Genomic DNA, 12586 nt, shown 5'->3' on the forward strand with positions numbered 1-12586 from the left:
CGATCAGCTTTTTATATAACTTTGGCATTTTTATTAATAGTTAATTAGTCACTTAGTAAGTAATTCTTCCCATTCTTCAAGTGAAAGTTTATTGGTCATATGCTTATATGCATCAGGTACTTCTATTGAACACATAAGCTCCAAACTATTACCATCTGGATCATTAAAATAAACGGAAGCGTTCCCTTGATGGGGACGAACAAAAGGTTCAATGGACGTTCTTTTTCCAAAAGGGACAACTTGAATTTGCAGGGATTGAAGCCAAGTCAAAGCATTTTTCATATTTTCATAAGATACTCGAAAAGCGATATGCCGTAGTGAAGGGTGATATGGAGTTTGATATTCTTCCCCTTCCCACAGACCTACCCAACTTTTGTTTTCCTCGATCCAAAAGAAGGCAGTATCTTCATCCTTCCATGCCATTTTCAAGCCTATTTTCTTATAAAATTCCATTGAAATGGCTAAGTCTTTAACAGGTAAATGGGCTTCATATAAACCTTCTATCATAGTAGATTCTCCGTTCTCGTTCAAAGTAATGAAAGCTTTTACTATTCTTGCGAAACATTCATGCCTGTAAAATATTTTGGGAATGTTGTATGTTCTATCATTTTTTTCATTGGTTCATCTCCTAAATATCTCAATCGCCTATTTTTCAGTCCGAATTTTTATATTGTCCTACAATAATAGATAAACGTTTCCTTTTGACCGTGTTCATTTTTTTCCTCATTAATAGAAATCCGTATAAATCCGTTTCTTTCTAAAACTTTTTGAGAGGCAATATTGTTACTTGTTGTTTTCGCATGTATCTGGTTTACACTTAATTCTGCCGCTGTGTTTACTAATAGCTTTAATGCTTTATTGGCTATTCCCCTTTGCGTATACTTCTCTCCAATTCTATAACCCACATGTGCCGAGCCATTGGTATTATCAATATCCACCAAGTTAATTCTTCCGACAATAGAGCCTGAGTCATTCTTAATGAGATAAAAATATGAGATATTTTCTTCTTGTTCTTTTAATAATTCCCTATGTCTATTTTTAAACGTTTCGAAGGTATAATAATCATCTCCACGACTTGGGACCGTTTGTTCAAAAAACCTTCTATTATTGCATTCAAATGTAAATAACTCTTCCGCATCTCGTTCATTTAGCCTATCAATAAATATTTCCATCACTACTCATCCCTTTCCAAAACACTTGGCTCATCTTTACAAAGTTTGATAACTTCAATACCCTATAATTCAAGAAACCTATTTACATATCCTTCCTGATAATACCTGCCATATCAAGTTCCCAAATCTTTTTGAGAATAAATATTTTTCCATACGTTGTATAAGGTGTAAAAGCTTTTACAAAAAAATAAGGGGAATCATTACATGAAGTCTACTGATGAAAATTTTATACAACGGCTGCAGCGACAAGAAGAAGACGCATTAGAATTTATAGTTGATAATTACTTGCCATTGATTAAGGGGATCACATTTAAAATTCTTTCCCCCCTTAAGAACGAAGGAATTATTGAAGAATGTATCAATGATATTTTTCTCTCCATCTGGAACAATTCGAAAAAGTTCCATGGCGATTCAACAGATTTCAGAAAATGGATTTGTGCGATCGCTAAGTTTAAATCGATTGATTCCTACAGAAAAGCTACTAAGAAAGTGGAATTTACTTCAAGTTATACCGATGTGAATCTAGAAAAATCAGCAGAAGACGAACTGATTATGATGGAAGATAGAACGGAACTACTTCAGTTAATCGAGCTTTTAGAGCCTATTGATCGAGATATTTTTATCTTGAAGTTCTTTCTAGGTTTTAAGAATGAGGATATTTCGATAAAACTCGGGTTAACCAAAGCTTCGATTGACAATCGAATTTATAGAGGAAAGAAGAAACTAAATCAAAAAGCTACGAATCTTAAGTTAGGAGGCAGCGTAGTATGAAGGATATTTATGAATTATTAAATGATATAGACATAGACGAAACTGAATTTGAGGTAATGGAAGTTACTGAACTAGAAAAAGCTAAAGTCAAAAGAACTCTTAAAAAATCAATAAGCAAGAAGAAAAAAATGAAGGGTTGGCAAAAGAAAGTTCTGGCTGCTTCCATTATATTCGGATTATCCACCGCAACCATTGGATTATCATTCACAGCTTCTGCTAAAAGCATTCCTTCGATTGGAGATATTTTTAGCTTTTTTGGTAATGGAAATACTGGTCTCTATGATGATATCAAGAATGATGGAAAGGGTCTTTATAGTGATTATAAGAACTACTCCAACGAAATTGGTCTTACCGAAGAAAGCAATGGCCTTACTTTCACGATAAATGACGCCATTTATGATGGAAAAACAGTAACCATCACTTATACCATTGAAAGTGAAGAAGATTTGGGTGACGGATCATTCTATATTCCCGGCCCACAAATAAAAGAAATGAAAGCCCAAGCAGGATCAGATGGAATTACAAAAGTAGCTGATAAAAAATATGTAGGCTTACTAACGGCTAGTAACTTAGATGAGCTTAAAGAAGATACGGTAAATATAGACTGGGATATAAACAGCATTAGTATTACCGACACGAATAAAGAGATAAAAGGAAATTGGAACTTTGCCTTCTCTCTAAAAGCAACGGAAAGCAACGAAAAGGTTATTAATAAAAGTGTAGATCAATATGGAGTAAAGGTGTCCGTTGAAAAAATCGCGATATCACCGATGTCCTTTGTCGTTCATTACAATCAAGAAGTTTCCGACTTAGTTAAAAACAAGTGGGATGAGGTCTATGTTGAATTGACTATTAAAGATGACTTAGGAAATGTGTACGCTGGACAAGGCAACGGAGGAAAAGGTTTCGGTTCTTATAATATGAGCTGGAGTAAAACCTTCCAAAAAATTGATCAGAACGCTACGAAACTGATTGCAACTCCTCATTTGTCCTTACGTAATTTCACTTTAGAGAACCATGGGGAAGTAACCATAACGGAAGATGGTAAAGAAAAGGTGTCATCCTTCCCAACAAAACCGAGTAGTGCTCCCAAAGAGTTGGTATTGGATGATATCGTGATTGATTTGAAGAAGTAATAATTGTATCTATGAGAGGTATACTGAAACCCTGATCCGTGAGTGGAGAAAGGTTCATGTATACCTCTCTTTTATTGTTCCTTCTTATTCAGTTCTTGAATATGGATAAATACATGAATTCCTCTCCAAGTCAAAAATAAATAATTTTCTTCTGGTAAATAAATAAAAAATGATGTATTATAATTTCAGATATTAATTAATCTTATTTGGTTAATCGGAATTGAGGAGGGAAATATATGATTGGTTATGTATTTTTAAATCTTGCTATTATGCTCGTACTTTTAGGCGTTTTATTTTATATGAATAAGAAACATGTTTCTTTTACAAAAAGGGTCTTTACTGGACTTGGATTAGGGATTGTATTCGGTCTTCTTTTGCAGTATTTCTATGAACCTCAGTCAGAAGCGATTGTTAAATCAGTCGATTGGTTTAACATTGTAGGTTCAGGCTATGTTAAGTTTCTGCAAATGATTGTTATGCCGCTTGTCTTCATCTCTATCTTGTCCGCCTTTACAAGGTTGAAACTAACTAGCAATATCGGAAAGATCAGTGTCCTGATTATCGGGATCTTGCTTGGAACGACTGCGATTGCAGCAGCCGTGGGGATTACATCCGCAACTGTGTTCAATTTAGAAGCCGTTCAAATTGAGCAAGGAGATGCAGAGTTAAGCCGTGGGGATCAAATAACGGAAACATACGGTACCATTCAAGATAAAACGATGCCGCAACAAATCCTTGAATTGATTCCGTCAAATCCGTTTCAGGATTTAACGGGAGCCCGTCCGACTTCAACTATTTCTGTTGTGATTTTTGCTGCATTTCTTGGGATTGCCTATTTAGGGGTCAAAAGGAAGCAGCCTGAACATGCTGAGTTTTTTGCTAAAATAGTAGATACATTGCACAGCATCATCATGCGCGTGGTCACGTTAATTCTACGTTTAACGCCTTATGGAATCTTGGCGATCATGACTAAAACGGTAGCGACAAGTGATCTGGACGCTATCCTGAAATTAGGAAAATTCGTGGGAGCCTCTTATGTCGCCCTAATTGTCATGTTCTTGATTCATTTGTTATTGTTGACGCTTGCCGGATTGAATCCAGTGGTATATTTGAGAAAAGCTTTCCCAGTATTATCGTTTGCCTTCACTTCAAGAACAAGTGCGGGTGCTCTGCCATTGAACATCCAAACACAGAAACAATTAGGAGTGTCTGAAGGAATTGCCAACTTTGCTGGATCCTTCGGTTTGTCGATTGGTCAAAACGGCTGTGCCGGCATCTATCCGGCCATGTTAGCCGTCATGATCGCTCCAACAGTGGGTATTGACCCTCTAACACCATCCTTTATTGCCATGTTAATTGCCATTGTAGCCATTAGCTCTTTCGGGGTTGCTGGCGTAGGTGGAGGAGCAACTTTTGCTGCTATTCTAGTATTGTCAGCAATGAACTTGCCGATTGCCTTGGCGGGACTTTTGATTTCCGTTGAGCCATTGATCGATATGGGAAGAACGGCTGTGAATGTCAGCGGAAGCATGACTTCAGGTATTCTAACAAGTAAAATAACGGGTGACCTGGATAAGGAAAAATTCAGCGAAGAATCATCATTGAAAATAGAAGCTGAAATGTAAAAGCAAAAGCACCAATCTTCTTATTTCTTGAAGATTGGTGCTTTTTTCATTGGCTGTATAATGCATTTTACTTAAGAAGCCTATATAAAATGCCACTGTAAGATATACGCTCCTAAGAGCTGGTATCTTACAGTGGCATTTTTCTTGTAAACGGATCAAGGCATTTTCTCAAAATACCTATAGATCCGTATTTTTTATTTCTTTTTTTATTTGTCTCCCTGCATAATGATTGGTCCGATAGGCTGATAGTGCTTGGAACATATACTGTATCGAAACATACACCCCACATGCAAGGAGTATTCCTGCTAGTACATCTAAAACAGCATGCTGTTTCGTAAATAGCGTGGATAAAATAATCAGTGTTCCAAATGCAGTGACACTAGCAAACTCCCATTTATGCTGGTCTTTCCGTTTATACACAACGATCATCATAATAAATGTTGTCAGTACATGAATACTAGGTAAACAGTTAACAGGTTGATCATGACTATAAACAAGTCGAACTAAATTGGCAAAGATATCGTTCCCCACCACTTCTGGACGTGGTACGGTCGTTTGCCAAAAACAATATACAATAAAACAGAGAAGTTTTCCGCTAACCAAACTACCTAATGCAACAAAATAATGCTTGCGGTCAACAAAACAGTAATAAATCATCAATCCATATATATACGGATACCAAAGTAAATAAGGAACGACAAATTCTTTAATGAAGGGAATCTCCCCATCTATTAGAGTCGTAACATCGACAGCATGACCTGTTGATTGATTGATGATCGAGTAAATAGAACTAGTAAGTACCAAAAGTAATAAATAACATACTGGGTGAAAAGAGAAAAGAGTATTGTTTTTCATAGTTCGCTCCGGCTTTCAATATAATGGTTATTTTCCAAAGATTATTATACAACATTTAGCACTCAATTGGACTCATAACATGCTAGATTTAATGATTCCCAGGAACTATTAAATGATATCTTTGACTCTTTCTAATAATAGACCTTCTCATGATAAAAAAAGCCATGGTATGTTAATATATACCATGGCTTAAATAAGTTGCTTTATCCAACTCTCTCATTCGTTCGATAATACTTTTCTTGACCATATGAAACTGGAACTACACTATAAGAGAAAAAGGGTAGCCCCTCTTCCTTCTAGATTTTATTAAAGCGTCTTTTCCATACATAAGTTAAGGTAATAAAGAAGTAGATGCTAAGTGTAATAATCGTTACGATGATGGATGTCGTGAAAATGATTCCAATCAGGATCGTTATTAAAGCGATGATCGCAGCCCAAGTTGTATAAGGGAACCATTTAACCGAATAGGCACTTGTTTTTTCAGGATGTTTTTTACGTGATTTCAGATGAGCTATAGCTATGATTAACCAGATAAATAATACGGTATATCCCAGCGATCCCATTAGGAAATCGAAGGTCTTGCTCCCAGCAAATAAGGAAATCAGTACACCGCCATATAAAGCTGAAGTACACATTAATATTGCGTAAACAGGAACTTTCTTCTTGGATAAACGTGAAAAGATTTTCGGAATGCGACCGTCCACGGCTTGTGTATACAAAACGCGAGATGAACCATACAATCCAGAGTTCATCGATGAAATGATTGCTAGTAGAACAACTGCGTTCATAATATGGTCGGCACCTGGAATCCCTATCATTTGAAAGACCATCACAAACGGACTTTCAGGCACCCCGTTTACTTCGTTCCAAGGAATTAAACTAACGATGATGAAAAATGGAATGATATAGAAAGAAATGATCCTGACCAATGTACTGCGAACGGCTTTTGGAACCACTTTTTCGGGATTTTTCGTTTCAGCTAACGTGACCCCAATAATTTCAGTACCACCATATGAATAGATCACAACAAGCATCGCAGTGATTAAACCTGTTGATCCATTCGGAAAGAAACCACCATGGTCAGTCAAGTTAGAGAAACCAACGGCTGTATGATCACCAAAAGTTACGAGCAGTAACAATAATCCAGCCATGATGAACACAATAATGACGGTAATTTTAATTAACGCAAGCCAGTACTCCGTTTCAGCAAAAACCTTTACCGACAGCAAGTTAATCGCTGTAACTAACACAGAAACAGCTAATGCCAGTATCCAAATTGGATATCCAGGCAGCCAATATTGAATGAAAATCGCTGCAACGACGGATTCTGCCGTTATGTTCAATACCCACATTTTCCAATAGATCCAATCTAGAAAATAGGCAGGATACTTTCCTAGGATCGATTGAACTAAGTCCCTGAATGTTCTTGCACCGCTATTGCGGACCGCCATTTCAGCTAAACCTTGCATAATGAATAATAAGATGATTCCACCAATTAAGTACGCAATAATTACGGATGGGCCTGCCATATCAATGGCTGAACTGCTTCCTTTGAATAAACCTGCTCCAATAGCACCGCCTAATGCCATCATCGTAATATGCCGTGAAGTCATTGTCCTCTGTAAATTTCGTTTGTCCGTTTCCATATCATTACCTCCCAAAATCAAAAAAGGCATATCGTCTCTTCCTTCATAATCAAATGAAGAAAGAGACGATATGCCTTATGCTTACCGCGGTACCACTCTTATTGGTTCTTTTGAACCCTGCTTTAAAAACCTTGTAACGAAGGTTAATCGTTAAAACAAAGAGAATAGGTTTGATCTATTCTTTTGCTTTACCACTCCCAGGCAAGTTCAAAGTATTATTGGACTGCGTTACACCACCCCGCAGCTCTCTTTACCGAATAATTTGCTTTTACTACTCCTGATCTTTGCGTTTTGAAAATTATATCTGAATATTTTTAATAATATCCAATACTATACGGATTCGATGTAAATTTGTCAATAATTTTTTTAGAATAACATTTTAAAAGAAACAAATCTTAGTGAATTGTGGTGAACTAGCTATATAAAATCAGTAAAATACTATTTAAAATTAAGTATGATGTATGTCCTCTGGAGAACTTACGAGTGGCAACAAGGATTCAGAAGGTAAGAGGAAAAACCGCCCGATGGATCCCCTTCTATACCTCTTTATTGTGGTATTATCAAAGGCTTATAGTCTTTAGTAAATACGAGTTTTCATCCTGTACACTTAAAAAGGAATGAAGAATTATTCCTTTTCATCTTTATACCAAAAATTCTCACTAACTGAGAAAGAAGTTTTGATGTTTCGAACGGCATGCCACCAATTTTTAGGTGTGTACATTAATTCTCCTGAAAACTGTTCCACAATGTAGGGCTTGGTATATTTGAAATTTGAATCCTCCTTTAAATCCAAATCGAATAAATCATGCTTAAATTCTTTCACATACTCAGTATCATCAGGACTGAAGAAAATCCACTTTTTTTGGCCAAATACTACTGCGTTCCAATTATGTGATTTCTCAAAATCCTGGTGTAGTGGGGTTCCTGTTCCAACCGAACCAAGGAAGATCCATTTTAATTTCTTGTTGTTTTTTGTCTTGATTGTATTATGGTTGAATAGAGATGGGGTTTCAAAATAACTCTCTAAATCCTCATTGCCCATTATGGAAAAAGGCCAGTCACAATACAATTTTTCGGGGTTATCATTTAATATACCAATGAATTTACCAAGTTTTGATTTGTAAAATTTTTTTTCTTGTTCGTATCCTGATTTCCTTATGATTATTTCCCTTTCTCCATAATTTGACTGTAGGTAGTCTGTATCCCAATCCCTAGAAGGCCATAAATCTACTAATCCAGTTATTATCAGTGGCTTTTTACCCGCATAATTTTCTTCAAAATTCATTAGTGATAATTCTTTATAGTGTATCTTTTCTATCAATTCGCTCATCCTTTCAGAGTATGGGATACAATGTTAGATTTTCAAAATGAATATGAGGTGAACCTTGGGTGACGCTAAGATTATTTTCACCATTTTTATTACAACCGAAAACCGGATTAAAAAAAAGCAGTTCCTTGCTAAGGGACTTAATAGCTTTAGCTGAATCAAGTTTGTTTCCTTTAATATCAAATCTTCTAAGTATTTTATTGGTTAATTTCCCATTTTTAATGACCAAACCATATGATGGCCTGATTACAAAATTCAAACCAAGTGATCCCCCACCCCAGGCACCTCTGCAATAAATACCATTTTCGATTCCTGAAATTATCTCCTGTACTTCCATATTGCCAGAATCCAAATAAGTTGTTGACATTCTGGGCATCACAATTGAAGATTTGTCAACGCTTCTTGCATTACAGGAAGATTGTAAACCTAGGAGCTTACAGGTTTTTGCATTATGCAGCAAACCTACGTTTATCCCGTCCTTTATTAAGTGAGTCCTAAATGTTTCATTCTGTTCCGCATCCAATAAATAACTACCATTTTGCCTAGGAATGGTCGGATCATCGAATACGTTAATTTTATATTCTGACCATTTGTATCCCATCGTTATTCCATTTGGCTTTAAATACTCTAGGTAATTATCTGCTTCTAAAGTATGACCAAAACATTCGTGTACATAATGAGATCCAGTCCATGGCTCAAGCACAATTTGTGTTTCAATCTTGCGTTCAAGTTGCTGACCATATAAAGCAGCTTCTATTTCCGCTAAAATAACTTCAAAATGATCCATTAATTCAGTACATGGTGACTTATTAGTTCTTGTTTGCCATAATACTGGAATAATAGATGTTGAAGTCTCTATTAAAATCATTATAAGGATGGAATACTTTAATTCATTACTGCTCAATCCAATACGAAGTTTAAAAGACTTCCAATGTCTTAAGTGATCATAGCTATCACGTTCAATGAATTTTAAACAATGATTTAATTCTTCTTGAAGAAACTTATTCTTTTCATTATCGCACCTTGGTGAAACAACCCCTTCAACAGTTGAATCATATGATATTAAATATTCATTGTTCATGGTTTCGTATCAGCTCGACTAATTATTAATTGCGAAGGATCGTAATGGATCTTGCCATCAAAATCCAGTAATTTCATTCCTAGTTTTGATGCGAATACTTCACCCAATATATAACCCTCTATTCTCATGGGTAATAATTCGATGCACTCTTTTGATAAATAATATCCTTTTTGATACAGCTCCAAACGAAGGCAACAAATTAAACTTAATATTAGGCCATGTGCCTCGATGGTATCCACTATATTTCCAGTTTTACTAAACCAATTTAAAGCCTCTTCATAATTACTATCCTTGAAAAAGTGAATTCCTAAAACATAGGCAGCCCAATATGAATCATCACCTGTTTTAGTCGCTATTTGATAGCAATTCTTAGCAAGCTCAATTTCACCAGATTGGGTATAGAGAATGGATTTCAATTTCCACCCTATTGCTCCTAATGGTTTCAATTCAAAGTTTAAATCATCTATTTCTGCTAGACTCAACTTTTTATTTGATGAAATTTTCTCCATCGTTACCTTAGGGGAAATCTTATCTTCCTTGGAATATACAATTTCCCTCCCCATTTGCCCGGCTATATATTCCCCTATCCACCTGAAACTTTCAGGTAGAAACCCACTTTTGATTGAATAGGTCATTGTTTTCACTTGATTAATGAGGCCTAGATTGTTCAATACATTTAAGGTTTCGTCTATATCATTGGATAAATCATTAGTCTTGGGATCATAAAAATAATCCAAATCAATATCTACAATAACCTGTTCATTAATTATGAATTCTCCCAGATATTCAATAGTCGTGACATGTAACTCAATATTATTTAATTGTACAGAAGCAGAATTTTTCCCATTTCTAAAGCTTGATATGAATTCTTTCCCATGATTTGGCACAAGAGATAAAAGCCCCCAAAGTAATTCACTAAATCCTTTTTCTCCTAACATATGAGGGTATACCCATATAATTTTCCGAAAAAGACCCTCTTGTATTGCGGCGTACAAAAAGTCATCAATTCCATAAGAATATCTTCCATCTTCCCGACAAGGAATATCTTTTTTTAATTCATCAATACACAGACCCTCTTTAATGAACTGACTAATTCTGTTCATTTTTGAATTTTCTATGAACTTTAAATCTAAGTGTTGATCTAAATAAACCAAGGTACTATTCCTAGGAATTTCATTGACCCAATATGAAAATACTTCACTATGTTCCTCATATACATATATTTTATCCATCATTCTTGATTAATCCTAAGTTTAGAATCCAATTTATCTGGTCTTGATTGAACTTTTGTTGGCGGTTTATTTCCCTTGAACCTCCTATTTCTACCATTTCTAATATACTTGGGTGAATGGGGCCCCTAATTAAATTTTTTTCGGTCGCTGCATATAGCCATATAACCTTTTCGGAATCACTAGCTACTTTTTTTCCACTTAGTGCCTCGGATATTTCTTTAGAATATGTTTGATACGCATAGTAAATATGACCATTATTTTTAACAAGGTCACTATCTATTCTAAAAAATGGGTGTTTATTGACTGTTAGTATAGATAAAATGGCATTTAAAAATTCGTGTTTTAATAGTAAATGATTATTATCAGCCGCAAGGATAAACTCTTCGTTTTCAGACAAATAATTGTAAAACGCTTCCTCGATACATGTCCCTTCCCCTGCATAGGGCAATTCCATGTAACACTCGAAATGTTTGGACGCCAGGAACTTATGCATTAGCATCGTTATATCGGTTTCACGGAATTCTAAAGCCTGAAAAACACCGGGAAAAGAAGTTCTTAAACCACCTTTATGTTCAATATTTCCACTCATTAAATTTCTTACAATCGTTGTAGCCGTCGCTACAAGCTCTTCTTTATCTATTGTTTTTATGTGATTTAAATTATCAGCTGATAAATTCAATTCATTAAATTCATCATTTAAAAAGTTATTTCTATACTGGTAATCATATAATAAATTGTAAAGTAACTCGTCTAGTGAATAATTCTTTGGTTTTAAACCATTTGCCATTTTTCAACTGCCTCCTTCATCCTTTGATAATTTTTCTGTGACTTCGGAATTAATATTCCTTCATCTGTATATTTAGGGTCTTCATATGTAATGGCTTTTAAATTAGGGCATAAAGGAAGCAAGTAATCTAAAAGCTGGATTTGTTCATCCATTAAAATTCCATGATGCAGATCTCTGAATTTCCCTTTGATAATTTGACAACCTGAAAGATGCAATTCAAAACAGTTTTCAAAAGGCAATTTTTCTAAACCATTGAACATCTTTTCATTTGTATTCCCTAACAACCATTGATAACTAAGGATATGACCAATGTCTATAGTGATAGGGGAGTTTGTCTCCTCGACCAATGTTCTGAAATAATCAAAGCCATTTATTTCTCCAATAAAGAAGTTAGTACCTTCAGTGAATCCAGGAAACTCAACTGAAACTGGAACAGCCAGTTCAGATTGGTATTCGTTGATGTTCTTTATACAAGCTTCCAATCCTGCTGGTGTCATATATGGTGGTAAGGGGAAAGGGACGGTTTTCCCTTTTATTGACCACAGGCCAAGATCTTCTACAATCCATCTTATGTTATATCTTTCTATAATCTTATTAGTAAATTCTATGATTTCAGATTTTTTGTAATATTCGGTAGCCCCCATATTTAAAATCGTTTGATGGAATGCTCTCGCCTTAAGATGTGGATTGGCTTCGAATAATCTATCATAGGCATCAAAGTAATCCTCGGCTTTTAACACACTTCTATTTTTCGGTTGAAAAGCAAAGAAAATATAGTTAAACTCGTCTTTATAATTTTGAAAAAAGCCTTTCATCTTAGGCGTGATGTCGTCATGGTCCCCTTTGCTGGAAAAACCTATATCTTCCCCCCAAGGTAAATCCATGCCTAAACCAAGTCCAAGCTTTTCCTTTACATTTGGAAATTTTATTTTCTGATAGACTGTGCTCATTAGT

12 protein-coding genes and 1 other annotated feature are annotated in these 12586 nt (G+C 35.4%); of the genes, 3 read left to right on the top strand and 9 right to left on the bottom strand.

The window, feature by feature from the left end; genetic code table 11:
• Positions 1-48: 48 nt before the first annotated feature.
• Positions 49-507, bottom strand: a complete 459-nt coding sequence (locus JFV29_RS22260) for a VOC family protein (RefSeq protein ID WP_201186423.1) — start codon at positions 505-507, stop codon at positions 49-51.
• Positions 508-665: 158 nt separating this feature from the next.
• On the bottom strand, positions 666-1172 hold the full coding sequence (locus JFV29_RS22265; protein ID WP_201186424.1) for a GNAT family N-acetyltransferase: 507 nt from the start codon (positions 1170-1172) through the stop codon (positions 666-668).
• Positions 1173-1376: 204 nt separating this feature from the next.
• On the opposite strand from JFV29_RS22265, the gene JFV29_RS22270 reads away from it, so the two are divergent.
• From JFV29_RS22270 to JFV29_RS22280, 3 genes are all read left to right on the top strand, one after another.
• Entirely contained in the window at positions 1377-1943 is a 567-nt protein-coding gene (locus tag JFV29_RS22270) for a sigma-70 family RNA polymerase sigma factor (RefSeq protein WP_201186425.1), read from the top strand.
• Positions 1940-3079, top strand: a complete 1140-nt coding sequence (locus JFV29_RS22275; protein ID WP_201186426.1) for a DUF4179 domain-containing protein — start codon at positions 1940-1942, stop codon at positions 3077-3079. The genes JFV29_RS22270 and JFV29_RS22275 overlap by 4 nt, the downstream gene beginning before the upstream one ends.
• 236 nt (positions 3080-3315) lie before the next feature.
• The gene (locus JFV29_RS22280; protein WP_053347509.1) at positions 3316-4704 is read left to right on the top strand and encodes an L-cystine transporter; all 1389 of its coding nucleotides are present in this window, start codon (positions 3316-3318) and stop codon (positions 4702-4704) included.
• 177 nt (positions 4705-4881) lie between these two features.
• Here the strand turns inward: JFV29_RS22280 and JFV29_RS22285 are convergent, their stop codons facing one another.
• The 7 genes from JFV29_RS22285 to JFV29_RS22315 all read right to left on the bottom strand — a co-directional run bounded on the left by JFV29_RS22285 (position 4882) and on the right by JFV29_RS22315 (position 12582).
• Entirely contained in the window at positions 4882-5559 is a 678-nt protein-coding gene (locus JFV29_RS22285; protein WP_201186427.1) for a phosphatase PAP2 family protein, read from the bottom strand.
• Between the two features lie 296 nt (positions 5560-5855).
• Positions 5856-7205, bottom strand: coding sequence for an amino acid permease (locus JFV29_RS22290; protein WP_053347511.1), 1350 nt, complete (start codon positions 7203-7205; stop codon positions 5856-5858).
• 58 nt (positions 7206-7263) lie between these two features.
• Positions 7264-7499, bottom strand: a binding site (T-box leader).
• 331 nt (positions 7500-7830) lie between these two features.
• Positions 7831-8526 carry a cupin-like domain-containing protein gene (locus JFV29_RS22295; RefSeq protein WP_201186429.1) on the bottom strand — a complete coding sequence of 232 codons (696 nt, stop codon included), beginning with the start codon at positions 8524-8526 and terminating at the stop codon, positions 7831-7833.
• Positions 8527-8539: 13 nt separating this feature from the next.
• The gene (locus JFV29_RS22300) at positions 8540-9613 is read right to left on the bottom strand and encodes a TldD/PmbA family protein (RefSeq protein WP_201186431.1); all 1074 of its coding nucleotides are present in this window, start codon (positions 9611-9613) and stop codon (positions 8540-8542) included.
• The gene (locus tag JFV29_RS22305) at positions 9610-10848 is read right to left on the bottom strand and encodes a UPF0489 family protein (protein WP_201186432.1); all 1239 of its coding nucleotides are present in this window, start codon (positions 10846-10848) and stop codon (positions 9610-9612) included. The genes JFV29_RS22300 and JFV29_RS22305 overlap by 4 nt, the downstream gene beginning before the upstream one ends.
• Positions 10838-11632, bottom strand: a complete 795-nt coding sequence (locus JFV29_RS22310; protein ID WP_201186433.1) for a hypothetical protein — start codon at positions 11630-11632, stop codon at positions 10838-10840. The genes JFV29_RS22305 and JFV29_RS22310 overlap by 11 nt, the downstream gene beginning before the upstream one ends.
• Positions 11617-12582 carry a multinuclear nonheme iron-dependent oxidase gene (locus JFV29_RS22315; protein WP_201186434.1) on the bottom strand — a complete coding sequence of 322 codons (966 nt, stop codon included), beginning with the start codon at positions 12580-12582 and terminating at the stop codon, positions 11617-11619. The genes JFV29_RS22310 and JFV29_RS22315 overlap by 16 nt, the downstream gene beginning before the upstream one ends.
• Positions 12583-12586 lie beyond the last annotated feature (4 nt).

It is taken from the genome of Peribacillus sp. TH16, assembly GCF_016651095.1.
Lineage (GTDB): Bacteria > Bacillota > Bacilli > Bacillales > DSM-1321 > Peribacillus > Peribacillus butanolivorans.